Annotated in this window: 31 protein-coding genes and 1 pseudogene; 1 reads left to right on the top strand and 31 read right to left on the bottom strand. The window is 43.8% G+C overall.

The features are described from left to right. Positions 1 to 683: 683 nt before the first annotated feature. The 17 genes from QT397_13185 to QT397_13105 form a co-directional block, all read right to left on the bottom strand. On the bottom strand, positions 684 to 842 hold the full coding sequence (locus tag QT397_13185; GenBank protein WNZ58244.1) for a hypothetical protein: 159 nt from the start codon (positions 840 to 842) through the stop codon (positions 684 to 686). A 390-nt stretch (positions 843 to 1,232) separates the two neighbouring features. Then, complete coding sequence (locus tag QT397_13180; GenBank protein WNZ58243.1) at positions 1,233 to 1,988, bottom strand: hypothetical protein; 756 nt, start codon at positions 1,986 to 1,988, stop codon at positions 1,233 to 1,235. 18 nt (positions 1,989 to 2,006) lie between these two features. After that, a complete protein-coding gene (locus QT397_13175) occupies positions 2,007 to 3,704 on the bottom strand; it encodes a hypothetical protein (protein ID WNZ58242.1) in 1,698 nt (565 codons plus the stop codon). Continuing rightward, the gene (locus QT397_13170; protein ID WNZ58241.1) at positions 3,698 to 4,393 is read right to left on the bottom strand and encodes an ABC transporter ATP-binding protein; all 696 of its coding nucleotides are present in this window, start codon (positions 4,391 to 4,393) and stop codon (positions 3,698 to 3,700) included. Before QT397_13170 ends, QT397_13175 begins: the two co-directional genes overlap by 7 nt. 699 nt (positions 4,394 to 5,092) lie before the next feature. After that, positions 5,093 to 5,338 (bottom strand): hypothetical protein, encoded by a 246-nt coding sequence (locus QT397_13165; protein WNZ58240.1) that lies wholly within the window; start codon positions 5,336 to 5,338, stop codon positions 5,093 to 5,095. Continuing rightward, on the bottom strand, positions 5,322 to 5,708 hold the full coding sequence (locus QT397_13160; protein WNZ58239.1) for a hypothetical protein: 387 nt from the start codon (positions 5,706 to 5,708) through the stop codon (positions 5,322 to 5,324). The genes QT397_13165 and QT397_13160 overlap by 17 nt, the downstream gene beginning before the upstream one ends. Positions 5,709 to 5,807: 99 nt before the next feature. Beyond that, complete coding sequence (locus QT397_13155; GenBank protein WNZ58238.1) at positions 5,808 to 6,338, bottom strand: hypothetical protein; 531 nt, start codon at positions 6,336 to 6,338, stop codon at positions 5,808 to 5,810. Positions 6,339 to 6,406: 68 nt separating this feature from the next. Beyond that, positions 6,407 to 7,252, bottom strand: a complete 846-nt coding sequence (locus tag QT397_13150) for an IS3 family transposase (protein WNZ58237.1) — start codon at positions 7,250 to 7,252, stop codon at positions 6,407 to 6,409. Positions 7,253 to 7,260: 8 nt separating this feature from the next. Continuing rightward, positions 7,261 to 7,569 carry a transposase gene (locus QT397_13145; protein WNZ58236.1) on the bottom strand — a complete coding sequence of 103 codons (309 nt, stop codon included), beginning with the start codon at positions 7,567 to 7,569 and terminating at the stop codon, positions 7,261 to 7,263. Positions 7,570 to 8,103: 534 nt separating this feature from the next. Further along, a complete protein-coding gene (locus tag QT397_13140; protein ID WNZ58235.1) occupies positions 8,104 to 8,535 on the bottom strand; it encodes a hypothetical protein in 432 nt (143 codons plus the stop codon). Between the two features lie 83 nt (positions 8,536 to 8,618). Further along, a complete protein-coding gene (locus QT397_13135) occupies positions 8,619 to 8,930 on the bottom strand; it encodes a hypothetical protein (GenBank protein ID WNZ58234.1) in 312 nt (103 codons plus the stop codon). A gap of 97 nt (positions 8,931 to 9,027) precedes the next feature. Further along, positions 9,028 to 9,438 carry a hypothetical protein gene (locus QT397_13130; GenBank protein WNZ58233.1) on the bottom strand — a complete coding sequence of 137 codons (411 nt, stop codon included), beginning with the start codon at positions 9,436 to 9,438 and terminating at the stop codon, positions 9,028 to 9,030. A gap of 89 nt (positions 9,439 to 9,527) precedes the next feature. Next, positions 9,528 to 9,851 (bottom strand): hypothetical protein, encoded by a 324-nt coding sequence (locus tag QT397_13125; GenBank protein ID WNZ58232.1) that lies wholly within the window; start codon positions 9,849 to 9,851, stop codon positions 9,528 to 9,530. A gap of 119 nt (positions 9,852 to 9,970) precedes the next feature. Then, the gene (locus QT397_13120) at positions 9,971 to 10,483 is read right to left on the bottom strand and encodes a hypothetical protein (GenBank protein ID WNZ58231.1); all 513 of its coding nucleotides are present in this window, start codon (positions 10,481 to 10,483) and stop codon (positions 9,971 to 9,973) included. Between the two features lie 110 nt (positions 10,484 to 10,593). Continuing rightward, positions 10,594 to 10,824: a hypothetical protein gene (locus tag QT397_13115; GenBank protein ID WNZ58230.1), complete on the bottom strand. Its 231-nt coding sequence runs from the start codon at positions 10,822 to 10,824 to the stop codon at positions 10,594 to 10,596. A gap of 425 nt (positions 10,825 to 11,249) precedes the next feature. Beyond that, positions 11,250 to 12,806: a transposase gene (locus tag QT397_13110; GenBank protein WNZ58229.1), complete on the bottom strand. Its 1,557-nt coding sequence runs from the start codon at positions 12,804 to 12,806 to the stop codon at positions 11,250 to 11,252. A 360-nt stretch (positions 12,807 to 13,166) separates the two neighbouring features. After that, positions 13,167 to 13,397: a hypothetical protein gene (locus QT397_13105; GenBank protein ID WNZ58228.1), complete on the bottom strand. Its 231-nt coding sequence runs from the start codon at positions 13,395 to 13,397 to the stop codon at positions 13,167 to 13,169. A 324-nt stretch (positions 13,398 to 13,721) separates the two neighbouring features. Here QT397_13105 and QT397_13100 point away from each other — a divergent pair. After that, a pseudogene (locus QT397_13100) lies at positions 13,722 to 14,662 on the top strand (IS110 family transposase). A 49-nt stretch (positions 14,663 to 14,711) separates the two neighbouring features. On the opposite strand, the gene QT397_13095 reads toward QT397_13100, so the two are convergent. From QT397_13095 to QT397_13030, 14 genes are all read right to left on the bottom strand, one after another. Further along, positions 14,712 to 15,191, bottom strand: a complete 480-nt coding sequence (locus QT397_13095; GenBank protein WNZ58227.1) for a hypothetical protein — start codon at positions 15,189 to 15,191, stop codon at positions 14,712 to 14,714. Then, positions 15,178 to 15,411 carry a hypothetical protein gene (locus tag QT397_13090; GenBank protein WNZ58226.1) on the bottom strand — a complete coding sequence of 78 codons (234 nt, stop codon included), beginning with the start codon at positions 15,409 to 15,411 and terminating at the stop codon, positions 15,178 to 15,180. Before QT397_13090 ends, QT397_13095 begins: the two co-directional genes overlap by 14 nt. Before the next feature lie 109 nt (positions 15,412 to 15,520). Next, positions 15,521 to 15,994 (bottom strand): hypothetical protein, encoded by a 474-nt coding sequence (locus QT397_13085; protein ID WNZ58225.1) that lies wholly within the window; start codon positions 15,992 to 15,994, stop codon positions 15,521 to 15,523. Positions 15,995 to 16,060: 66 nt separating this feature from the next. After that, complete coding sequence (locus QT397_13080) at positions 16,061 to 17,188, bottom strand: ISAs1 family transposase (protein ID WNZ58224.1); 1,128 nt, start codon at positions 17,186 to 17,188, stop codon at positions 16,061 to 16,063. Between the two features lie 165 nt (positions 17,189 to 17,353). Next, the gene (locus tag QT397_13075; GenBank protein WNZ58223.1) at positions 17,354 to 17,581 is read right to left on the bottom strand and encodes a hypothetical protein; all 228 of its coding nucleotides are present in this window, start codon (positions 17,579 to 17,581) and stop codon (positions 17,354 to 17,356) included. 102 nt (positions 17,582 to 17,683) lie between these two features. Beyond that, positions 17,684 to 18,562, bottom strand: a complete 879-nt coding sequence (locus QT397_13070) for an IS3 family transposase (GenBank protein WNZ58222.1) — start codon at positions 18,560 to 18,562, stop codon at positions 17,684 to 17,686. Further along, positions 18,514 to 18,867, bottom strand: a complete 354-nt coding sequence (locus QT397_13065) for a transposase (GenBank protein WNZ58221.1) — start codon at positions 18,865 to 18,867, stop codon at positions 18,514 to 18,516. Before QT397_13065 ends, QT397_13070 begins: the two co-directional genes overlap by 49 nt. A 93-nt stretch (positions 18,868 to 18,960) precedes the next feature. After that, on the bottom strand, positions 18,961 to 19,410 hold the full coding sequence (locus tag QT397_13060) for a hypothetical protein (GenBank protein ID WNZ58220.1): 450 nt from the start codon (positions 19,408 to 19,410) through the stop codon (positions 18,961 to 18,963). Between the two features lie 821 nt (positions 19,411 to 20,231). After that, entirely contained in the window at positions 20,232 to 20,558 is a 327-nt protein-coding gene (locus tag QT397_13055) for a hypothetical protein (GenBank protein WNZ58219.1), read from the bottom strand. Between the two features lie 35 nt (positions 20,559 to 20,593). Then, positions 20,594 to 21,103 (bottom strand): hypothetical protein, encoded by a 510-nt coding sequence (locus QT397_13050; protein ID WNZ58218.1) that lies wholly within the window; start codon positions 21,101 to 21,103, stop codon positions 20,594 to 20,596. A 113-nt stretch (positions 21,104 to 21,216) separates the two neighbouring features. Next, the gene (locus QT397_13045; GenBank protein ID WNZ58217.1) at positions 21,217 to 21,594 is read right to left on the bottom strand and encodes a hypothetical protein; all 378 of its coding nucleotides are present in this window, start codon (positions 21,592 to 21,594) and stop codon (positions 21,217 to 21,219) included. A gap of 99 nt (positions 21,595 to 21,693) precedes the next feature. Next, positions 21,694 to 22,101, bottom strand: coding sequence for a hypothetical protein (locus QT397_13040; protein ID WNZ58216.1), 408 nt, complete (start codon positions 22,099 to 22,101; stop codon positions 21,694 to 21,696). A 492-nt stretch (positions 22,102 to 22,593) separates the two neighbouring features. Next, a complete protein-coding gene (locus QT397_13035; protein WNZ58215.1) occupies positions 22,594 to 23,022 on the bottom strand; it encodes a hypothetical protein in 429 nt (142 codons plus the stop codon). A 105-nt stretch (positions 23,023 to 23,127) separates the two neighbouring features. Then, a complete protein-coding gene (locus tag QT397_13030; protein WNZ58214.1) occupies positions 23,128 to 23,436 on the bottom strand; it encodes a hypothetical protein in 309 nt (102 codons plus the stop codon). Positions 23,437 to 23,665: the final 229 nt, after the last annotated feature.

The following is a 23,665-nucleotide window of genomic DNA, read 5'->3' as shown; positions in this document are numbered from 1 at the left end:
AGTACTTAATACTATAAATCCAACACATTTCCATTCAATTACCTAAATTACACTTTCTGCTGATATCGGATTTATTTGTCTTATTTTATGAGCCCCAAATAATTAAAGCCCACTTAACCCAAATACGGATAGCGTGGAACTGCCATCATTGCCATATATAACAGCACCAGCTATTTGATTTTATTCTACTAGAATTGTATTCACTAGGACATTACAGGCACTTACCTGACATTTCTTGAAAAAACACACTGAGTCGATCTGAACAACAAACCATCCCCTCAAAGGGAGTAAAGATAATTAGCGAGAAGAGCTTTATGAACGACAGCCTCATACTTTAGTGCCATCCCTGGCAGCACAATGTACTGTTAAACGAAGCCATAAACTGCATACACATCTGAAAGGCTCTGGAATAATCGCTTATTGCAATTTCCAGAAATAAGCCAACCAACAGTGGATTGGATTCAGCTTTATCAAGAAATATTATCTTTCGAGTGCGAGCAGCGTTAAATCTAGGAAAAATAATTTCACTCTAATTTGCAATACTTAACATCTTTTTGACACACCACAACTTTTATACCAACTTAAAATAACAAACATTTAAAATGCTCTTCCAAGAGCTGTGTACCAATTTTTACCTGCAAGCATCTTACCTGCCCCCATTAGGTACTGAGCATCTTTAGTATCTATATATTTCTGACAATATTGCCTATTTCACTATTTTTCAATTCGTCTGAAAGCTTATCCCAATCACTTGGGTCATTGTGAACCAGGGAGTAAAAAGCAAATGCTATTGTTCGCCAGTCTTCTCTATTATCTATTAGCTGATCAAGGCTCTTTTTCATGAATAATTTTCTTAGTAAATACTAAAATCATGTGCAGATTTAACTATAGCGATAATTATCTTCACATTTTTTACTCACTAATATCACCGTAAACGGCGATGCACACTATGCCGAACACAGTGCGCCCAGAGGCATGGAGCACTCTTTATAGGTATCGCAACACACATTTTTACAATTTACATACCATTAATATGCAACCTCCATCGTTAAGCAACTCTATATCTTCGCCTGTATTGTTCAGAAGACCATGCTGCCCCCCGGATGATCAAAGTTCATGTCATCCCCTGAGACAGTTCGCACAATCTACCGACGGACCTTTTGGCTCAAAATATTCTGTGACATTAATGGCCAAATCCTGTTGGTCTTCCACCAACTAAATTGAAATGTTATTCACCCTGTGTTCCTTAACAAGGTTCCAACGGAAAACTTTAAACTGCTGCGATTGGCTATCATACCAGCGCTGCACACCACCAATGCACTGACGAGTAAAGTAGCGATGATCCATAACCAATCAGGCTTATAATTGATGCCAAATTGAGACTGATAAATCAATTGAGCCATAAGGTAAGTACCTAAAATGGCACCCACGCTAGCAATTAAAGAAGTCAGCAACCACTCAAACAGGCTTAGTTTACAGCACGCAAGGCGTGATTGACCAAAGCTGATCAGTAAGGCATTCTTTTTACACTCATCAGCTTCATAGCCTTTGACCGATGCACTGATCACCAACAGTGCCAGCACAATAATCATCAAACTAAATCCAGATACCAACTTAATGACCATCGACAAAGTATCATCAAAGCGTTGCGTTAATTCGCGCACCGATATTAACCGCAAAGTTGGATGACGCAGCCAAAGCTCTGCCAACTGCACCCAAGCAGTGTCAACAAGCTCAAGGCTACCCATATAAAGAGGCGATATTTGAAGCTGGTTCATGGTGCTTTGCGGCACATTAAACCAAAAGGTGATGGAACCTTTGCCTGGTACATATTTATGACTAGCTTTGATTTCAAAGTTCAAAGATTGCCCCGCAACTTCAAACCGCAATTGGTCGCCGAGCTTCAACCCCATATCAGTCATAACTTCTTGCTCCACCGATACTTGTTGCCAGTCAGCATCCCGATCTTGCCAGCGTTGGCCAATCACGGTTTGGTTGTTGTTTGCTTACTTAATACTGAAATGCAAGCGGATAGGCTTCTGTAAGCTAGCCAAACTTTCGCTGGGGCCGGTGGTTAATTCCACCAAGGACTGACCATTGATATGACTTAACTGCCCGTACCAAAATGGCTTTAATTGGCGAATCTCACTGCCAGTTTGCGCACTCCATTGGCGTATGTCTTGCACCTGTTGTTCATTGGCCTGGGTGATCATCAGATTACCATCGTGCTCGCGGGTATAGCCTTCCATGGTTTGACCAATGTCCTTCATCAAACTTAAGGTGAACAGCAACAAAGTGGCACACATGCCAACACCCAGAATTTGAATGGATTTGCTGAGCAAACGCTGTTTCATCATATAAAAACCAAAAGCCATGATGCCCGTTGTACGGCTCGTCACCGTATAGCCCAACCTCAATACCAACCAAGTCAATACCACCATCAACATCAAGGTGGCCGCCATAGCGGATAGAGTCATGGCCGTGAGCAGACCGTTATCGGAGTAAACAAAGGCCACCACAGCCACACCGATTAACGCAAATCCATATCGTGGCAATAGGTGATTCGGACTCGCCATTTGGCGAATCAACTGCGCCGGGGTTACTTTGGCCATCACTAGCCAATTGGGAATTTGGAAAATCGCCAATAGGGCTAATAACAGCATGTAACTGTTGAATAAATCCGTCCATACCCGGGTGGCGGATAGGTCCGTAAACTGTATCTGCATTTGCTGCAAAATTAGGTATTCCGCCCCCCATGCCAAGGCGGTTGCCGGAATTAGACCTGCAATGACTGTTAGTAGCCATTGACCAAATGATAAAGCAAACACTTGGGGTTTATTGCTGCCCATGGCTAAACACACCGCAGCAAAGCGGTGCTGGGATAACAACTGACGTCGACCGGCTTGGTCGATAGCAATGGCAGCCATCAAAAACAACAGTACCGATGCTAAACCCACAAAATTCTCAACCCGTTGCCAAAACATCGCCAGCGGATGGCCACTGTATTTATCATAAAACTGTGCAGTCACTAGCTCAGTAGTGGCCCACTGTTTGAGGGTGTTCAGTTCGCTTTCATCCCCCGTAAGTAAATAGCGAAAGCGGGCATTGTCTGCTTGTATCAGTGAAAGATCATCCAGGTGCACCAATGCACGCATCGCTACGGAATGGCCTTCGAGCAGACGGTCGGGTTCGTGTTGCACCAAACCTGTGAGCTTCAATTGTCCGTGTCCGATGTCTAAGGATTGGCCAAGGGTGAGCTGCAGCGAAGCAAACAATCGGCTATCGACCCAGATTTCACCGGATTTAGGCCCATGGCTCAGGGGTTGTCCTTGTCCATCCGCCTCAAATGCCACTTGCACTGTGCCTTGCACTGGATAAAGATCATCCACTGCTTTTAATTGAACCGCTTGCCAATGGTGATCATTGGTCAAGGTTACATTCACCAGCTGGCTCACACTCAACTGCCGCGCATACTGGTGCAACTTGCTTAGTTGTGCATCGGTTAGTGCTTGATTCTGAGAAATCACCAAATCGCTACCGAGCATTTGCTGCAAATTATTGGCTAAATAAGTTTGAATAGAACTGCTGGTTAAGCTGAGCGTTAAAATGAAAAACATCAAAGTTGCTTGGGTCCAGCGAATTAAGCGCACATCCGCTTGGTGATATTGCTGGCGGAATAACTGCCACACTAATAAAATCAGCATAATGGGCCCGCCATAACCGCAGCTTTGTTGCGCGCCTTGACCGCTAATTTGCCTCGGCTCAATTGCAGTAAGGTATCGGCCTGCTGCGCTAATTCCATCGAGTGAGTGACCAGTACCAGCCCTACGCCGTTTTGCTGACAGAAATCAAACATCAATTGCGCGACATGCTGCGCGGTATTCTCATCTAGGTTGCCCGTAGGCTCATCGGCAAAAATAAATTGCGGCTGCATTACAAAAGCACGGGCAATGGCCACCCGTTGTTGCTCACCACCACTCAGTTGCTGTGGTTTATGATACATTCGCTCAGATAACCCTACCTTATCGAGCCATAATTCAGCTGTGGATAATGCGTGCTTGTCACCTTTTAGTTTTAAAGGCAGTGCGACGTTGTTTAAGGCATCAAGTTCGGGTAACAAATGAAACTGCTGAAAAATAAAACCTGAGTTTTGACGCAGGTTCTTTAATAATTGTGGCTCACCGTTTTTCTGAAATTGCACTTCGCCAGAAACCGGACGCTCAAGGCCCGCCATTAACAGTAATAAGCTTGATTTGCCTACTCCAGAGGGACCCACAATGGCGTAAGAATGGCCACTGTGCAGTTCAACATTTAAACCCTCAAACAGGCTGACCTGTTGTTTATCCAAGGTAAAATAATGGTCAATTTGCTTTAAGTGAATGCTACTCGACATAGTTAATTTCTTTAAATAACTGGTTGAGTAGCACTTTAAAGAAGGAAAGGTGAAATGAAGGTGAAATCAGTAGAAATAAGTTACTAACTGGTCAGAGTACTAATAAGGAGACTTTATATTTTTGATAGCGCCGTGCCTGTGTTTTATACACATCATTCAAGTCCATTTAAAGCCTCCGCTGCCTCCATATAATGGAGAAGCTTAGTTTACTCCTGCCAAACGGTTTTAACTCCAGGCTCACCATCGCCGCTCCGCCTCAGAAAGCCTCCAAGTCCTGCCAACATACGAGTTATATCTCTCATACTTGAAGTTTCATTTGGTGGGGAGGTTTTAGCTTACATTATCCATATCATACGCCACTCTTTTTCAGAGTGGACTTTCGTACACGATGTATCAGGAAGCGTTCGTGCTCGTGTTGTCATGGATTGTAGACGCCACCCGATAATCATATAGATTGCTATACAGTTCAGCATTCGCTGCTCGGTTCTAAAGCGACTACGTTCTATCTGGCATCCGCCTTTCACCACTCTAAAATAGGTTTCAATTTCCCATCGACTTCGATACCACTCAATGATGATCCTCGCTTGCTTAAAGTCCTCAACTGCAAGGTCGGTCAGCAGCATCCATTCAATATCTTTTTTGCCTTCTGGTGGGCTTAATTTCCTTAGCAAAAACTGCGTAGATAGAAAGAGGTCGTTTTTATTTTCCTTTTCCCGCTAATCTTACTTCTGCGATGGATACACTGACCTTAGCTCCCCTTTCTGGCTCTCCATTTCTTTTGGAGATACCGACTGAGTATTTTCCGATGGACTTCTGTTTGAACAAATAGTCCCAAAGTAAAGTCGTATTTTCTCCTTCGATCTCTAAACTACGATTAGCCTTGGCTCGAACAATCAGGCCACAAAGTGACCGTTTTTTGATAGCCTTGTTAACTGTTTGTATCATAAAACATCTCTTTATCCTTCCAAGGATCTTCATACGCATTCAAGATGTGTTCGATAACAGGAATCGCCCTCCAGTCAGGGGCACTACGGGCCTCTTTCAAGCGCTTTTCTAAATGTGTCTTATACTTTGGCAGCCGTAAATGATACATGCAAACCTGGGCTAACTCCCAAGTACACTCTTTGTGGATATCAAAGTCTTCAATAAATGCTTCCTCAAACTCCATGTGCATATCACTAGCAGCTTTGTAAAGCTCTAAAATAGAGTTACAAAAAGGGAGTAAGTCTGGGGTGCCTAGCGAATTTTCTGCACCAAAAACCTCTTCCGATTTTCTAAAGATTATTCTCAATTGTGACTTTATATCCTGATCCATAAGTACAGTTAATGCTGTGTTAAGGAGCAAGCGAAACGTAGTGTAGCTTGTCCCGTGGAGGTTGCGCCTTTTGCAACCGGAGCGAACTTGAACACCTTGTTAACTACTGGCTCTCCAAAACTCGTGCGATAAAGCCTTTTCCACCTCTCTTCCATCCCAGCCAGGAACATCGGGAGTGCATTCACGCAGAGCCACTACTAAGTACTGCATGAATTTAATTGTAATATCTCTTTTTAATCCAATAATTTTAGAATACTTCAGACAATAGTATTTATACAATCCTTTACCATCCAGCTCTATTTCCTCAGTTGGAACAAGCTCATATGCTAATGTATACAAGTTTTTATATATCGGCTTATTAATGGCCAGAACCATAAATGCCGGAAGATAAAACTCTACCCCTTCAGCATCTAGGTAGTTAAACCCTAAACTTTGTCCACTTATATGCTCTTCGGGCACATCCCACCAATGCCCACAGAAATCTCTCGCTTTTGTTTCATTGGCTAATAATTCTTTATCATCAATCCACCCATCTATTAGTTCTGCCGCCCTAATACCACAATGCCGAGGAAACTCTACATCTCCAAATGCATTTCGTATTTCTTCTTTCAATTTTTCACGATCTATCATAATTCATTGATCTAAAGATGGTGGGGTGCTTGGGTAGTGGTCTTGCCCACAAAAAGTAGACACTCTAACTATACGTATTTTCGCTCATACTCTGCTGGACTTACATAGCCCAATGCAGAGTGCCTACGAACCCTATTGTAGAAAATCTCAATGTATTCAAACACCTCAGATTTTGCTTGCTCTTCGCTTTCGAATGTTCTGGCATAGACCAGCTCGACTTTTAGCCTGCTAAAGAATGATTCCATTGCCGCATTATCCCAACAGTTAGCCTGGCGACTCATGCTCGGCTTGCACTTGCTTTCGGACAAGAGATCCTGGTATTTCTGCGATCGATATTGCACACCCCTGTCAGAGTGAACTAGCAGTCCAGGCTTTATTGGTCGTCGCTCTAGGGCCATTTTCAATGCTCGACGTGTCAATTCATCGGTCATCTGCGAGTCAAATGCCCAACCTACAATACGTCGAGAGTACAGATCCATAACTACCGCGAGGTATAGCCACCTCTCCAGAACCCAGATATACGTAATGTCACTGGTCCAGCGGCAATTTGGTCGATCCACATCAAAGCAACGCTTAAGTAAGTTGGCGGAGACGTTAATGCTCCCCTCTACGGGCTGACTATATCGAAAGCCTTTGCCGTTTCTCGCGTTAATATGCTCCTGCTGCATAAGCTTAGCGACGTAGTTCCGCGAGCATGGCTCACCTAACTCTTGAAGCTCGCAAGCAATTCTAGGCGCGCCATAACGACCTTTAAACTCAAAAAACGTCTCTCGGATTTTCTCGATTGTTCGTATCCTTCTAATCGTGCGAGCAGATGGCAGTCGCCCCCGCCATCGATAATAACCCGATCTTGAGACTTCTAAACACCGACACATCAAGCTAATCGGGAATGACCCTACATGCTCTTGTATCAATGCGTACTTTACTCTTGGTGGTTCGCAAAGTACGCAGCTGCCTTTTTTAGGAACTCAACCTCCTGACGAGCTTCATGCAGTTCCTTCTTGAGCTTGCGAACTTCAGCGCTTTCCTGTTTGGAGTAGTCGACACCCTCTAAACTATTGAACTGCTTATCAGACAGTCGATTAAATTGGCGACGCCAGTTGTAGATCTGCTGTGCACTGACACCTAGCTCTCGTGCTACAGAAGCCGTTGTTGCTCCAGGCTTTTCCGCTCTCTTAACTGCTTCTCTACGGAACTCCTCCGTATACGCCTGAGTTCTTTTCTTACCCATGATACACCTCCGTGTTAGGCCTAAACCTAACTATACAGGGTGTCTACTAAACGTGGGTAAGTCTTGTAGTTAACGCCGCTAGCAAGGGCAGCCGAAGCAGCGCGTAGGCTGTCCAGCCCAACCCCGAAGGGATTGGGCGAGCTTGCCTAGCCTGGTTATGGCTGGCGCGCTCGGGACCGACTACTAGCACTTTGCCAGCCATAGTTTGGCTGGCCGCTGCCCAATATTTACGAGGGAAGAATACCGCACTTTTCCCAACCAATTCCTATCTTACTGGCAATCCGCGAAATTGCAGCGGACTGCCCCTTTTTACAGCACCTGAGCGAACACTCTAGGAGCGAAACTGTTTAAATAGCAACCAGTAAAAATTGCTCGATATTGGCTGCTATTTAGCCGTACTAAGCTATTAGTTACCACGAAAAATCAATAAAACTGACCGCCACAATAACGTTTCAAGCAGGGGCGTCAAACTACGTAGCGGATTGTGCATCCCGGTGCGCGAAGTAACCCTTGCTACCTTGACTGGTTATGTTTTCATTGAACTCGTTCAAGGTGCTTTCCAGATAGTATTTGATCAAAGTCTAACTGTATTGGTAGATTAATAGATGGGACTCCTTTAATTTCAACTTGTGCACGCCTGAGTGGAGCGCCAAAAGTTAAACAGTTTGTGCATTCCTCTACTTTTGATATTATGACAACAGAGCCAGTAGGCAGTGTTTCTCTTGTTACTACCTCTGGACCACTCCAGCCAGGATCTCGTGATGAAATAATATAAACATGAATTTCATCGCTATAGCCTCGTGACAAGTTAACCCCGGAATAGTCCATATCGGATATTAGTTTATATTGCTTGCCAATATATTGAGAATACTCTGGCTCGCTACTGATATCTTTGTACCCTGCACGGCAAGCTGAAAGCAACAATGCCAAAGCCACTACAATAATCGTTCCTAACCTATTATTCATGTTTGCTCACATATAACGCAGAGTGCAGGGGCGACTGGAACGAAGTGTAAGCCGTCCCGGGGCGCCCTTGCTGCCACGATTTGTTAAGTGCTATTTTTGGCACACTTGGTCTCCGATTTCCCAGGGTGGCTTGTAAATACTAGTTTGCTACCAGAATAAACGAAGAAGCTCGCCCCTTTTTCTGTGTTTAATGTGAAAGTTCCATTTTCATCCGTTTTGGTTTCTCCAAGTTTGCCAGGCAATTGAAAAGGAATCCATTCGTTTTCCCATGCTTCTACTTCTGCTCTAGCAATCGGATTATCTTGGCAATCAGTTACCGTTCCGGTATAGGTTTGCGGTGTAGCGCAACCATTCAAAATTAATGTAAGTAAAACAATTGCTACTGATGTCTTCATTCTCTCATGCACTTAACATTTCCAGCAAGGGCAGCCGAAGCGGAGCATAGGCTGTCCAGCCTAACCCCGAAGGGGTGGGCGAGCTTGACTGGCCTGGTTAATTTTCGGGGCTGGCCGAGGAGTTCTTGCCCGCCTTAATGTATGTTTCTATATAATCTTCCGTTGTACTGTGTGGGTATGAGTTGACCATTACATCAAGCACATCATAGAGCTTTGTATCTTTTATTGCCGCAGACTCTGTAGCGAGCACACTCTGAACACTGTTGTATGTATCCATGTTCTGAACAATGAACTTTTCGCCCCATTCATACATTTTTTCTTCTTCCCCCCGCCTCGCATATCCGAGAAGAAGAGCAATCATATTTGCTTCATCTACTGACCTTCCCGATGAAGAAAAAACTGCAGAAATTTCTACACCCCGATTGAACCCCCGATGCTCGCCAACATAGTAAGCAGCAACGACTAAAAAAATCACTACAACAGACCTAATAATACTCTTGTAAGGCATGGCTACTCTTAGAAAATTAACGCCGGTAGCAAGTGCCTAGAAGCGATAGCGACGAGGTCAAGCGCGAAGCGCGACCTTGCCTACCTTTGTTAAGTGTTTTTCCTTGCATTAACGCTCCGATTAATTATTAAGCCCAAGAGTGCTAGAACCCCGACCGTAAAAGAGGAAGCATAGCCATTGAGAAAATAAAGCTCTCCCTGCTCTTTAATAACAGCCAAATACATAAACTTGTCATTTGCCATGTCATAGAACCCGGATGCCAAGAACAATGAAAACAGCAAACCCAATAATACACACCACGGCTTTTTGAATGAGGCAAACAAAAAGACCATACCAAAAACTACAGCTTGCACCCACATTCCAACAAAAGATGGAATTTTATCTGATACCTCAGCACTAACCCCCTGAGACATCAACAAGAACGCCACTATTGAAGCTATCCTCATACTCATACACTTAACGCTTTTGGAATGTGCCGCGTTGTGGCGAAGCCACGCTTTTAGTGGTCGCATTGCCAAACTTGTTAATTGTTTTACTCAAACTGTATTCCTGGTATTGGTGAGAATGGCTCAGTTTTTATGCTAATAATTCTTGCAATTTTTTCTTTTACTTCAAGTGTTTCCGCAATGGGTTCATACCAAGCTTCAACAGCCTGGATAACTTCATTGCAAAATGCCTTTATGTTTAGAGTGAGAATATTATTAATGTGAATTCGGTGCATTCCCAAAGTAGTGAATTCAAACTTTTCTAGTACTTCTTGAGCTCTCTGTTCGGTTATGTCGTCTGTGCCAGCATGAAGTAGAGAGCATCTTAATGCCCAGCAATCAGAAGCTGTTAAGAACACAACTTCTTTCCCCATAATATTAGATTTATTTATCTGGGATAGGTTGGCATTAAACCACTCTTTATATCTAGGGCCAGAGTGTTCTATTTCTGGATATGTTATTTTTCCACAGATATCAGGCATAGTTAGAGCCATAAACAAAGCCCCATACCAATTCTCTGTTTCTAAATTTTTTCTTATTGAGTTAGTAAACCGCTCCATGAGTCACCTCCGGCAATTAACGCCCTGCTAATGGGCAGGCGCTGCGCAGCAGTGGCTGTCCAAGCCAAGGTTTCCTTGGCTGATCATTGAGCAGTTTGTTATGAGTTATTTTATGGCAATGTAACATGTTTCACCCACAGATTAGCTGACCATCCGATGAAGCCACCGATAATTGCAGTATAAATGAGATCATTGGCCGCTAAGCTAAAAACTAAGCCAGCTAGCACACCAGCAATGGCGCCACAAACCAACTGAACCAGCCACGCCTTTTTAAAAGCTTTGGGGTCAATTTCAGGAGCTGCCAGAAAACCAATGAACAACCCGAGAGCACTAACGACCAATAAGCGATTCCAATCACCGAAGTAGAAACTAGTGACGCGACTGCGCAAAATAATGCACATGCCGAGCCGCTAATAGATAGTAGTTTTAGTTGCTTCATTTATGACTCATAACGAGGGTGTAGAAAAACTCAGCCCTCTTTTCGTATTGTGCTTCTACGTGAAAAATAGCCTACTCATCAGTGAAAGCTAGATCAGAATTCACGTAGAATCACCATTTATGGTTAATATTTGATCGCATCTAAGAAAGCAAAGACATAAATTAGTTTTTCTACAGCCTGAACGAGGCTGTAGAAAAACAGTTTTAGAAAAAGCTGTCATTCCTCAGGTTCCTCCAAACAAAAATTTCGGTCTAAATTTAGCGATACCACTAAATTTCTTTCATTGTATTAAATTTAGGCGCCTTGATGCCCCTAATTTATACTCAATCAATGGATACTGCCATATCTCATCAACTTTTCTATATTATGTACCAAGCAGAACATCTGCCATTGTCCCTGAACCTTACTTTTTCCTCGTAGCGAGAAGCGATTCAATCGCTTGTTGGTACCAATGTTCCCGAACACTGGCTCGACAACAGACATTCGATGTCCATAAATGGTCTTGCCTTCGATACTATCAACCCGCTTTTTCATCCAGTCAGTGGCTGTCCGTCCGTTTGTCCAAGTTAGGGATACTTGCCTTCCATGTCCTTTTCGAGAGCTGGCAGATTCCGGGTTTCGCATACACTGATTTTTAAGGCTGCATTCCCTGCAGTCAGTGAGGCGCCCTTCGAACAGTAGTTTTTTCTTACCTTCACTGACATGCTCTTCTTTTAACAAGAGCATCGCTTTTCCTGCAGGACAGATACAGGTTTTCTTTTTCTTGTTGAATGTAAATTCACTAGCTGGGATAGTCTTCTGGACATTAGCCCTACCTTTTTGATTGCGCTTGCCATACTTGGTTTTTTGCTTTGTAAAAGCTTTATCACGTGAACGGAATTTATTGTCAGGTATATAGGCATTGATGCCGCTCTCTCGCAGGTAGCTGTAGTTAGCGTCGTTGGAGAACCCAGTATCAGCAGTAATGATGACCTGTTTGGCCAAGATGTCTTCATCTATTCCTATATGCTGATAATGGCAACTGATGCCATCGAGAATAGGCTTCAATGTATGATGTTCTTGCCCCTCACCAAAGGCCTGTGCTTCAACAACTATCTGATGCTTCCTATCAACTGCGGCAACGCCGTTATAGCCCTGGATGGTTCCCTTGCTGGTAGTCATCTTGGCTGACTCATTGTCTGTGATATTACTTTTTACTTCTTTAGGGTTTTTACCTTGTCCCATCCTGGGGGAGTGATTCTTTAAGAACTGATCAATTTTATCAAAGTGTTTCTGAAGAGTATCCGCCGCTTTAGCTACCGCTTGTTTTCGCTCTTTTTCATTAGGCTTCCTGCCATCAAGCCTCTTGTGCTCTTTGAGACAATATTTGATCTTCTTGAGAATTTTTTCCTGCTTCTGTTCTAGTTCTTTAAAAGTTCCCGAATGTTCTTTGCTGGCATTGGATGGCATCTTGCATCCATCTATTGCGAAAAGTTCGTTGCCAAGCAGCCCCTGCTGATCGCAGACCAGTAACACTTGCTCAAACACCGACTCAATCGCATCAGGATAACTGCTTACGAAACTCGCAATACTAGTAAAATGTGGAACGGTATCGCATGACAGTGCTTTGAAGAGGATATTGTTCTCACATTGCCATTGAATTTCACGGCTTGAGGTAATGCCTTTTGAGTAAGCAAACAATATGATTTTCAGGAGGATAGCTGGATCATAAGCGGTTCGCCCGCCGCTATCATTTTGATATTTTTTATGGAAGACAGAGAGGTCGATATGGTCATCAATCAGATGATGAAGTGTAAACTCAAAGGTTTCAGGTTGTAGTTGCTCTTCGAAATTGATGATTACCATTGCATCTTGGTTGTAATCGTAACGTTTGAAATTGGGCATATGGATAATCTCGACATCAAGACCTCCATTTTAACAAAAAAGCTACCTTTTAAGAGTTTTTCTACAGCCTGAACGTTGCCAGCAGGGGCAGCCGAAGCGGAGCGTAGGCTGTCCAGCCCAGCCATCGGCTAGGCGTCTTGCCTGGGCTGGTTATAGCTGGCGAGTACTGAACGACCTACATACTCTCTGCGAGCCACCTTTGGCTGGCCACTCCCCGATAAATCTACAGGGAAAATATCATACTTTCCCAACCGAATCCCCTTGCTTAATGACACTCCACGAAAGTGCAGCGAATTTGCAGTATAAAGCTCAAGCATTGTACAGAGATCATAATCACACCGGCTCAATTTCAAAAATCAGCTACTTCTCATCAGCCCGCTTTCGTTTCTCAACCAGCATTTCTTGCTGCTTTTGAAGCGCGACAATTTCTTTTTTCTTTACACTGACTGAAAAGTACGCAACAGAGATAATTGATAAAGCTCCAAGTGCAACCCTATAGATTCTTTTGGAGTTATTAATTTCTAGAACAAGCCATAAAAAAATACTGAGAAATGGAATCACTAAAAAAGCAATAGATATCAAAATAACCAAATTGAGCACCACCTAAAATACAATATAACGCCGCCAGCACAGGCCGGAGCATGCAGTGCGGAGGTCCAGCCCACGAAGTGGGCGGCTGTGCCTGGCTTGTATGGTTGTTCTTGCCTGATTCTGATGTTGAAAATCCTTTTCGTTAACGGGTAAATTGAGACCCACCTTCGGCGGCCACCGAAGGCCTTGTTTATCACAGTTCGCTGCCTGGCCGGTTCGTAAAAGACCGATAACAAGTATGAACGTGATAAGCACTCACTAGGCATAACTCGGATAGTCATGTGGGCCTCGAGCCCAAATAGCAAGGCGGAGATAGCTTATCTTATGGAACCTCAAGAGATCAATGTCGGTATCGATACCAGCAGTAAACAACTCGATATTTATGTGAGACCTACTGGCCAGTTTTTTAGTGTTGCCAATGATAAAAGTGGCATTAAGGATGCCATTAAACAACTTCAACCTCTTAAACCTCAAAGAGTATTAATAGAGTCTACGGGAAGACTCGAGTTAGAGTTTGTTTGCGCCGCCGACAAAGCAGGATTACCTATTGTTGTTTGCAATCCTTCTCAGATAAGAAGCTTCGCTAAATCCGCAGGGCGTCTCGCCAAAATCGACAAGCTAGATGCAATGGATATTGCACATTTTGGTGAGGCCATGAATCCAAGGCTGTCGGCACTAAAACCAGAAAAGCTTAGGGAGATCAGTGACTTACTGGCGGTAAGAAGTCAGTGTTTAGAGATGAGCACAATGCAAAAGAATCGGCTTCAGAGAATGCCGAAATCAGTACACAAACCTATACAGACCATTCTAAACACCATCAAAAAAGAGCTACAAGGTATCGACAAGCAACTGGATAAACTGGTTAACAGTGTGTCTGAGTGGCGGCAAAGGCGCGACCTATTGTTGAGTGCTAAAGGGGTCGGAAATGTATTGGCTTATACGTTAATGAGTGAACTTCCCGAGCTAGGAAAATTGAACCGTAAAGAAATCGCTGCAATTGTCGGTATCGCCCCGATGAACCGTGATAGCGGCAGCTTCCAGGGAAAGAGATATATTCGGGGTGGAAGGCATCGTGTACGTCGGTTCTATTTGTTTCCATTATGTCTGCCATACAACATCATCCCAAATTAAAGCCGATGTATAAGCGATTAGTCGACGCTGGCAAACCTAAAAAGGTCGCTCTAATTGCTTGCATGAGAAAGCAGATTACGATTCTGAATACGATGGTGAAAAATAACACCTACTGGGATGAAAGTATGGCTTAAAAACTTGACGAGCAACCATAGTCACTTGTTAAGCATTTGCACTTTGTAACTACGGCTGAATGTTAACATTTAGAAAAACCGGCCAATTGTCTTTTGGGGGTTTAGCAAACGTATTTTCAGAGAACCATTTAGCCACGCAATTTGAATAATGGTGCTCTGGTTTTACCGCCACATCGTTTGCAACACCTTGATTGTTAATGGTGGCAACCAATTGATAATAACCCGGTGTGGAGCGAACCTTTGCAGACTCATGGAAACAAGATGAGTCAATGTCCCATGTACTTTCGCGTACAACCTTTTCATAGCTCTTTCCTGGCTCGGTTTCAGCCGCTTTCATTGCCTGAGATAGCCGACTATCAAAGTCATTTGAGAGGACCGAAGCCGAGTAGAGCATTGTAAATATTAGTAGAATTCTCTTCATGGTTTGTATGCTTAACGCAAAGCTAAAAGGCCGGAGGAATTTTTTTGCCGGAGGTCCAGCCCACGTTTTTTGGGGGCGAATTTTCAGCGTTTTGTTATAACGTCTCATCTAATCTCTCTGATACAGAAAGGCTTTTTCTAAGTAGCAGCGAGACCAAATATATAATTGCCAGAGGAGGTAATAATGCCATAAATCCACCAACTACAACCGCTCGTTTAACCTTTAAGGTTTTTTTGATAGCTAGCATATAGCTAAGAGCTAATACAACACAAAACCATAGCAATATACCCAGGGCTTCGATATTGGAAATATTAAACAGCTCGTACATTCCGCATTATCCATTTAAGGAGCTATAACGTCTCAATAACCCGCAGCTGGAACGCAGCGAAGCGGAGTGTAAGCTGTCGGGCGCCGAAGGCGCGTAGTTCATTGACTTGTTATGCATTTGTTGGACTAAGTGCTGAGATTGCCTTTGATATAGCGTGACCATGCACTTCGGATAGATACTCCAGGGTACTTTCTAGGCATTGGCGCTGAACAGCAGACAACCACGAATACCGTGACCTTGCTTGCTTCTCTCCTTCAGCGGCAAGCTCAAGATCGTAGATTATTGTATCCGTAATCGTATCAAAACGATTGGTGCAAATTACGGCCTTTCTTAGCAAGTTGGGCAAAAGCCAATTCATACCACGAGCAGACAGATTTGGTAATTCGGAGTGGAGATATCGAATACCATCCATAGGAATTTCAGCTTCAGAGTAGCGCTCCATATGCTCAACAATATACCTACAGATACAATCTTCTGCTCCTTGATTCGTTAGTCTATTGCCCTCGGGTTTACTCTGGAATGGAAACGAATCTTTCACCATTTTATAAACTTCTTCCCGAGATTTGTATCCTTGGTATGTCATGTCTTCCTATGCATAACGCCTAGCCGCACGGGCCGGAGGTCCCAGGGCTGTCCCATATAAATCAGTCTAAATGGTGGCTGTAATTATCTTGCCCAAGGTTTCATTATCCCAGCCAGCCTTTTTTCGAAGCCTTTTAATGCTCATGTCTTTTTTAAAGCTGGGCTTTGCCGCTTGCAACTGATTGAGTGCCGAATGCCTCAAGATCGCCATGTTTTCTGGTGCATTTCCTGATCTGAAGCGACTATCATCCTCACGAAAAACCACATCTAAAATCCAGTGTAACGAGTTTTCAACACCCCAGTGAGAGCGAATAATATGATTGAGTTCTGCTGAGCACGGCTCTAAACTACTGATATAGTAGCGCGTTTCGCAACTAGTTCGCCCATCTACAGTTCGCTTCGCCTGGACTGCGATAACACTTCTTAGACCGTGCCATTGCTCTTCACCTCCGAGCCAATCAATACTGTTAGTAGAGAGACATTTTCTGGATTCTATTCGGCCTCGGCTCACCTCTTCCACACAATCAGTATCGACATGCTTGTGGTACTGCATATCGAACAAATTATTAAAATGCGTGGTAATTTGCTGGTGCAGTTTGTCCTGATTGCCCTTCACAGCAATCACATAATCGCCGCCTCGTTCGATAATTTTCTGGGTGATCGTTTTCTGGCAGCCCATGGCGTCAAGCGTAATAATCGCACCATTAAGATCAAGAACCTCCAGTAACTTCGGTATGGCCGTAATCTCATTCGACTTTTCTTCTACTTTTTGCTGAGCAAGGACAAGTCGCGCCTCGGACGCAAAAGCACTCACCATATGTATAGGAGATCGTTTACTGGCCTGATCGAAGCTGCGCCTTAGCGTCTTGCCATCGATCGCAATCACGTTACCGAGTTCTTGCTGAATACCTTGGACCCACTGCAGAAAGCAGCGCTTAAATTGTTCGGGGTCTAAGCTTGAAATAACACGGCTAAAAGTGTTTTTTGAGGGTATTCCGCTATTTAGCGGGGTGAATCGTTTTAGGTAATCTATTTTAGATTCTGCGAAATCGACAAAATCTCTACAGCTTTCAGCACCACAAATAACACCGCAAAACATGATAAGTAAAATATCGGGCAGGGCGTGCAGCTTGTGCCGATCAACTCGAGGATCTTCCATGTCGTCAAAGTGATGTAAAAGGCTAACGCTATCCATTTTGTCTGAAAAACACTCTATTTATCAAAAAAGATAGCTATTCTAGGTCTATTTTGTTCGTTTTTACACCGATTTATATGGGACAGCCCTGCCGGAGGTCCAAAGCACCGGAGGTCCAAAAAATGCACAGCATTTTTGATCGTGCCGGCTCTTGTTATGTGTATTTTAAGTTCCATCTCTGAGTTTATTCCTGCATTGTTGAATGAAGTCTCGATACTCAAGATCAGAATCTTGATGCAATGTTTTCTCAAATACGCAACACAAGTTCCATAACGCTCTTTCTTCTGCCTGGTCCTCAATCATAAGCTTGTCTGAATCACTAAATCTACGAGTCAGCTCAAACAGAACCCATGCTTCATCTTCCGTGAGCGTGATTTTTACTTTTTTGCTCATAATCTCTATTTACACATAACGCCTCAATAACCGGCAGCTGGAACTAAGCGAAGCGTAGAGCAGAAGCCTCCCCCTTAAAGTAGACGCCACCTTATATTCATCTTATGCGGCCATTCTTTCATATTCATCTGGGCTTTTGAACCCAAGTGAACCATGTCTTCTTTTAAAGTTATAGTACCTATCAAGATACCAAGCTAAGTTAGCTCTTAGATCCTCAACGGATTCAAAATTAAATCCTTTGAAACTCTCAGTTTTCAGTGTTTGAAAAAATGATTCTACATACACATTATCATTCATAAATCCTGGACGGTTCATGCTCGGCTCAATACCCAGTTCTTTGAGTCGACTCTGGTATGCATAAGCACCGTACTCAGAACCTCGGTCTATTAGATCTGATTCTATATTTCTGCGACGAACAGCTTTATTTAGCGCTGTCAGTGTTAGCTCAACAGTTCGAGTATCCGACAACTCCCAACCCAACACTTTCCGGGAGTAAAGATCAATAATCACAGCTAAATATTGCCATTGTCCATTGATCTTCAGATAGGTTACATCACCAGCCCATTGAGAGTTTGGTTTACTCGGCATACCATGCTCTCTTTGTAGGTTTTCAACCTTAATACAAGGATTTCCAGGCAAAGGGCGTCGACGATAGATCCTTCCAGCTTTCCCCACGATTCCAGCCTCTCTCATAAGGCGCTCAACGCGCTTGTGATTTATTCGTTCACCATTAGCTTTCAGCTCTGCGCTAATTCTTGGACTTCCATAATTACCATCATGCTGCGCATAGATAGCTTCGATACACCCAAGAATTCGCCTATTTTCTATGTCTCGAGTGCTCTCATCACGGTTGAGCCACTTATAAAACCCTTGGGGTGAAACATTCAAGTATCTACATAAGTACCTGACACCAAAGTCTGATCGATTAAGAGCTATGAACGAGAATCTTTCGGCTTTGGATCTTTCAGGTACATTCCCCACTTTTTTAGGAAATCATTCTCCTTTTGCAGTTTTTCAACCTGCTTTTTTAGACGTCTTATCTCTTTATCATCAGCTTGAGATGGAATTTTCGTTATTTTTGTCATACTTATTCTACGACTGGGCTTCTCGACCAGCTTGCCTTCTCTACTTTCCTGTCGCCATCTATACACCATTACTGGATGCAAACCAATAATGTTGGCGATAGTAGTTGTATCTACTTTCAGTTGGTTAGTGAGAGCTACCACTCTAACTTTGAACTCTGTTGAATATTCAACAACCCGCTCTTCACTCAGTATTTTCGGCATTTTTTCCTACCCTACTCAAAAAGTAGGCGTCTACTCAATGGGGGAAGGTTTCGCAAGCTGTCCGGCGCCGTAGGCGCGAAGTTGATTGATTTGTTATGTATTTTTGGCACCGAGATACCCTTTACTCAGTTTTGTCTTGTTGTACTGAGCGATATCAGTGAAAGGCCAATATGCCAACTCACCATGTTCTTGCCACTTTTCGAGAGTGCTTTGCCCGAAAGCCCCGAAACTGATTGAGTTAAGAAATCTGTCTCTGAAACTAGCAGAGGGCCACTTATACTCAATGTCTGACTTTAGGAAAAGAATCCAACGCGCTACAACAGACCGCTCTTCATTGGAAAGTGCCTCTTTGCCTCTAAGTTTGTACTCTTTCATATCGCTGTACAGACACCAAACCCCGTGATGAAAAACCTCCCATACAGCATCATCTTTTGACTGAGGTAAAGCATCTTCAAACTCATCATTTGTAATTATGCCAGCAACCAAGCTACGAATAAGCTCAGCAAGTTTATTTCTAGATTCTCGGTCAATCATGGTTTGCACATAACGCCGCTAGCAAGGGCAGCCGAAGCAACGCGTAGGCTGTCCAGCCCAGCCCCGGAGGGGTTGGGCGAGCTTGACTAGCCTGGTTATGGCTGGCGCGCACTGAACCACCTACTTGCTCTCTACCAGCCAACTTTGGCTGGCCACTGCCCGATAAATTTAAAGGGGAAAATACCATACTTTCCCAACCGGTTAACTATCTGATTGGCACTCCATGATGGCGTAGCTGGCTTGCAGGGCTTGCTGACTTAAAACGATGGCACTGGAACGAAACTGCAGTACCAAATTGCAGGAAAACTCTCAGAAAAAAGTGCTCAGATAGAGATTGATGCTTGCAGCAGCTACAGAACATCTGAAAATCGGCCGCCACAATAACGTTGCCAGCAAGGGCAGCCGAAGCGGAGCGTAGGCTGTCCAGCCCAGCCTCCGGCTGGGCGATCTTGCCTGGCCTAGTTATAGCTGGCGCGCACTGAACGACCTACTTGCTCTCTGCCAGCCAACTTTGGCTGGCCATTGCCCGATAAATTTACAGGAGAAAATACCATACTTTTCCCAACGGATAACTATCCGATTGGCACTCAACGATGGCCTAGCAGGCTTGTAGGGCTTACTGACTGAAAGCGAAGGCACTGGAACGGAATCGCGGTACCAACTTGCAAGAAAACTCTCAGGAAAAGTGTGCTCAGATAGAGATTGATGCTTGCAGCAGCTACAAAACATCTAAATATTGACCGCCACAATAACGTTGCCAGCAAGGGCAGCCGAAGCGGAGCGTAGGCTGTCCAGCCCAGCCCCGAAGGGGTTGGGCGAGCTTGACTGGCCTAGTTAAAACTCTGCACTGATATTTTAAAGAATCCATAAATTAAAACACCAATAAGTACCAACCAAAACATAGGCAAACGAAAAAACCATGTTTTACCTAAAAGCCGATAGCAATCGTCGCACCATGCTCCTGTGTAGGGAGCCGGACCTGGATAATGGCACGTATGACCATTAGCACCACATCGCTCACACTTTCCACAGAATCCTTCTGGCAGGCCTTGCTCTATTAGGTATTTTGGTGCCTCTTTATTATCCCAGACATCGCAATAACACCCTCTTTTTTCTGCTTCTTCTCGATAGCTCATTTCAGCTTTTAACGCCTCCATTAGCCGCACGCCTGCGTGTCGGCTAGATGGATTTGTTATGTGTAAGATTGCACTTTCTGTAGTTTTGCTTTTAGCCAGACTATACCATCTGCATTTGGGACTTTATCGATAATTTGCTTAAGATCAGAGACTCTTGACTTTGTTGCTAGAGTTTCGAGTGCAACTGCGATAGCTTCTTGACACCCTCTTTCTACTGGCTCTATGATCTCTGAGTCAGTTCTTGTGTTTATATAAAGATCTTTGAGAGTATTCCAAAGTGTAATGTTATCTGCTTGTGATGGTAATGCTAATGCACGTGCAATTCCTGAGATGATTCTAGGGTGATGCTTTATGGATAAATGCTTTATCAATATTGGTGCTATTGAGTCATAGTCGTTTTTTCTATTTACTAAATCCCAAACAGATGTGACATTAAATCCAGCGAAATTGATTTCAGAGACAAGATCTTTCTCATCTTCAGCAAAGCTTGCTTCAAGCTTTGAAAACCTCTGCTTTTGAGCTGCTTTCAGTAGCTTGTAATCCTGATCATCTTTGAGCTCTGCCAAAAGTTCTGCTGCTGTTTTGCCATGGATGGAACCTCTTCTTACACATAACGCCCATAGCAGGCGCATTGATGGAGGTGATTGTTTTTATGCAAGCGTAGCGGATAGCATAAAAATCAAACACCGGAATTGATGTCGACCTGACTATGATTGTTAAGTGGTAAACGCAACCAGATGACTGCGATGTAAAAACCTACAAAACCATAGATGGGCCAGTGCCACAAAAATGGATTACGCCAATCAGGTGCTGGGAATAAAGCAAACCAGCTTATTGCCAGCAACACTATAGCTACCGAATAAATCTTGATAGATATCTTTTCTGAAACTAAGTGGGATACTACGGCACTGATTGCGCCAGAAATAGCCGCAGAAAGGATAATGTGCGAATCCGAAAATAAATCGCTAGCCAACTCTGCTAACAGCATCATAATGATACCGAAGCTAGTGCTGGCTGAAGCTATGCCACACCAAATGCCGAGAAGTTGCTTTTTCATATGTACACTTAACGCCCGGCTCATCGGCGAGCGCAGCGAGTCCGGTGGAGGTCGAAGGCCGGAACGAAATGCAGCCGCTTGTTAGGCGAACAACCTATCTTAGCTACCATAGATTTCTCTGCACTTGCTGCAGTAAAGAACCTCTTTTGTCTTTGCATCTTCAACCCAGCAAGGCCCATAAGCCACAACATTAGCATAAGGGTAGTTTTCATTAATAGTTCTTCGCTCAGCTTTTGTAGGAGATCTTCTTGTACCATAGCTGATTTCAGCATGATCCTGCTCAAGCTCTACTTGATGCAAATGGCAGTATTGAAACAACGACCATATTTCTTGGTATGTTTTGTAGCCTAGCCCATACTCACTAACGAATTTTTCCCATTCAAGTTCTTGTTTGAATTTAAGGCGACTATTTTCTTTGTTGGAGCAACAGATAGTAGCCAAAAAGTTCAAATATCTTTCTGTACCAACGAACTCTTCAAACGTTTTTCTAATATCGCTAATTTCCATTAGGGACTCAATCCTCTTGGACGCCTAACGTTGCCAGCAAGGGCAGCCGAAGCAAAGCGTAGGCTGTCCAGCCCAGCCACCGGCTGGGCGATCTTGCCTGGCCTGGTTATAGCTGGCGCGCTCTGAACGACCTACTTGCTCTCTGCCAGCCAACTTTGGCTGGCCACTGCCAGATAAATTTACAGGGAAAAATACCATACTTTCCCCACCAGTTAACTAGCTGATTGGCACTCCACAATGGTGCAGCTGGCTTGCAGAACTTGTTGGCTTTAAACGAAGGAACTTGAACGAAACTGCGGTACCAGTTTGAAGGAGAACTCTCTGGCGAAGCGTGTTCAGGTAGAGATTGCTACTTGCAGCAACTACAAACCATCTAGAAAATGACCGCCACAATAACGCCCACAGCAGGGGCGGCTGAAGCGAAGCGTAGGCCGTCCCGCAGAGGCCCCTATAGGGGCCGACGCTAACTGCCTGTGATTGTTAGCATGTTCACTATTTGACTTCAATATCATGACTTTCCCAACTTTCAAAGTGGTTAAACCAACTAAGGATGAAAGAGCCACTAGGAGATTTTTTTACAAAGTAGCCAATTCCTTTGCCTGGCTGTTTGTAAAGGTTTACCTCACATGAGTACTCTGAAGCTCGGACATATTGTGGCGATAACGACTTTAGCACTTCTGGGATATCCTCATGCATTAAAGTGCGCTCTTCTCCATCCTTTATTAACTTCGAGCACTCATTAATTATTTGCTCGTGCTCGATACTGCCATGTTTGCTCAGAAGTTCTTTAGCCTCGCCGATTGAGTTAATAGAGTTTATATCCCACAACCAGACAAATCCTATAGTTAAGAATATAAGGATTGCTGAAACTCCAATTGCTCCAAGAAACAGCCAACGCAGTATTCTATATAAAAATTTCATATTTACTGAATGCTAAACGTTTTGCTCTGAGGCAGCCCGCATGAAGTGTGGGCTGTCCGGTGGAGCCCCATAGGGGCGGAACGAACAGCAGCAACTTGTTATACGTTACCATGCAATAGGACTATCATAAAAATACTTATTCCATGCTTTGCATATGGCAATACGCTGGTCAGGCGTCACCGAGGAATCAGAATTAATTAATAGTAGGTCATTCTTGTCTATGAGAGGTTCTTTTATAAGCGGTGCCTCCTTCAACAACTGAATAGTTTTCACTGACATATTTTCCACTGCTGTTTCAATACCAGAAGCTACCGAGATTTCTAATATCTTATTTATGAACTCCTGGTCTAGGTACAATCCTCGCTCATAATTCTCGATCAGCTCAATCAGCGAGTTAATAATTTCACTATTCATAGTCATACGTATAACGCTTGCCGCACAGGCGAGCAACTTGTTGCGAGTCCAGCGCACTACGTGCGCGCTTGTGCCGGCGCTTGTTAGAGTTATCCCCCATTAGTATCTACTTCCTTGGATAGCACCGGCTCTGCTACTCGAAAATACCAAAACGCGATTGAAGTAAATAATAAGATTATAGTTTGGCCTTCAGAGGGCCTAGAAGAAACACTATCCAAACCGAACACTA

Source organism: Microbulbifer sp. MKSA007 (assembly GCA_032615215.1).
Lineage (GTDB): Bacteria > Pseudomonadota > Gammaproteobacteria > Pseudomonadales > Cellvibrionaceae > Microbulbifer.
The sequence above is the reverse complement of the archived record's forward strand: the minus strand, read 5'-3'. Positions and strand labels throughout refer to the sequence as shown.

What these genes read in the sequence shown, in the direction of transcription:
- QT397_13040 (WNZ58216.1), bottom strand. Translation starts at nt 22,101, where the DNA reads ATGGAAATTAGCGATATTAGAAAAACGTTTGAAGAGTTCGTTGGTACA.
- QT397_13055 (WNZ58219.1), bottom strand. Translation starts at nt 20,558, where the DNA reads ATGGAGGCGTTAAAAGCTGAAATGAGCTATCGAGAAGAAGCAGAAAAA.
- QT397_13160 (WNZ58239.1), bottom strand. Translation starts at nt 5,708, where the DNA reads ATGGATCAGGATATAAAGTCACAATTGAGAATAATCTTTAGAAAATCG.
- QT397_13095 (WNZ58227.1), bottom strand. Translation starts at nt 15,191, where the DNA reads ATGAGACGTTATAACAAAACGCTGAAAATTCGCCCCCAAAAAACGTGG.
- QT397_13030 (WNZ58214.1), bottom strand. Translation starts at nt 23,436, where the DNA reads ATGAATAGTGAAATTATTAACTCGCTGATTGAGCTGATCGAGAATTAT.
- QT397_13175 (WNZ58242.1), bottom strand. Translation starts at nt 3,704, where the DNA reads ATGCTGATTTTATTAGTGTGGCAGTTATTCCGCCAGCAATATCACCAA.
- QT397_13135 (WNZ58234.1), bottom strand. Translation starts at nt 8,930, where the DNA reads ATGAAGACATCAGTAGCAATTGTTTTACTTACATTAATTTTGAATGGT.
- QT397_13120 (WNZ58231.1), bottom strand. Translation starts at nt 10,483, where the DNA reads ATGGAGCGGTTTACTAACTCAATAAGAAAAAATTTAGAAACAGAGAAT.
- QT397_13110 (WNZ58229.1), bottom strand. Translation starts at nt 12,806, where the DNA reads ATGCCCAATTTCAAACGTTACGATTACAACCAAGATGCAATGGTAATC.
- QT397_13130 (WNZ58233.1), bottom strand. Translation starts at nt 9,438, where the DNA reads ATGCCTTACAAGAGTATTATTAGGTCTGTTGTAGTGATTTTTTTAGTC.
- QT397_13185 (WNZ58244.1), bottom strand. Translation starts at nt 842, where the DNA reads ATGAAAAAGAGCCTTGATCAGCTAATAGATAATAGAGAAGACTGGCGA.
- QT397_13090 (WNZ58226.1), bottom strand. Translation starts at nt 15,411, where the DNA reads ATGTACGAGCTGTTTAATATTTCCAATATCGAAGCCCTGGGTATATTG.
- QT397_13125 (WNZ58232.1), bottom strand. Translation starts at nt 9,851, where the DNA reads ATGTCTCAGGGGGTTAGTGCTGAGGTATCAGATAAAATTCCATCTTTT.
- QT397_13085 (WNZ58225.1), bottom strand. Translation starts at nt 15,994, where the DNA reads ATGACATACCAAGGATACAAATCTCGGGAAGAAGTTTATAAAATGGTG.
- QT397_13140 (WNZ58235.1), bottom strand. Translation starts at nt 8,535, where the DNA reads ATGAATAATAGGTTAGGAACGATTATTGTAGTGGCTTTGGCATTGTTG.
- QT397_13075 (WNZ58223.1), bottom strand. Translation starts at nt 17,581, where the DNA reads ATGAGCAAAAAAGTAAAAATCACGCTCACGGAAGATGAAGCATGGGTT.
- QT397_13155 (WNZ58238.1), bottom strand. Translation starts at nt 6,338, where the DNA reads ATGATAGATCGTGAAAAATTGAAAGAAGAAATACGAAATGCATTTGGA.
- QT397_13145 (WNZ58236.1), bottom strand. Translation starts at nt 7,569, where the DNA reads ATGGGTAAGAAAAGAACTCAGGCGTATACGGAGGAGTTCCGTAGAGAA.
- QT397_13045 (WNZ58217.1), bottom strand. Translation starts at nt 21,594, where the DNA reads ATGAAAAAGCAACTTCTCGGCATTTGGTGTGGCATAGCTTCAGCCAGC.
- QT397_13165 (WNZ58240.1), bottom strand. Translation starts at nt 5,338, where the DNA reads ATGATACAAACAGTTAACAAGGCTATCAAAAAACGGTCACTTTGTGGC.
- QT397_13080 (WNZ58224.1), bottom strand. Translation starts at nt 17,188, where the DNA reads ATGGATAGCGTTAGCCTTTTACATCACTTTGACGACATGGAAGATCCT.
- QT397_13065 (WNZ58221.1), bottom strand. Translation starts at nt 18,867, where the DNA reads ATGCCGAAAATACTGAGTGAAGAGCGGGTTGTTGAATATTCAACAGAG.
- QT397_13035 (WNZ58215.1), bottom strand. Translation starts at nt 23,022, where the DNA reads ATGAAATTTTTATATAGAATACTGCGTTGGCTGTTTCTTGGAGCAATT.
- QT397_13170 (WNZ58241.1), bottom strand. Translation starts at nt 4,393, where the DNA reads ATGTCGAGTAGCATTCACTTAAAGCAAATTGACCATTATTTTACCTTG.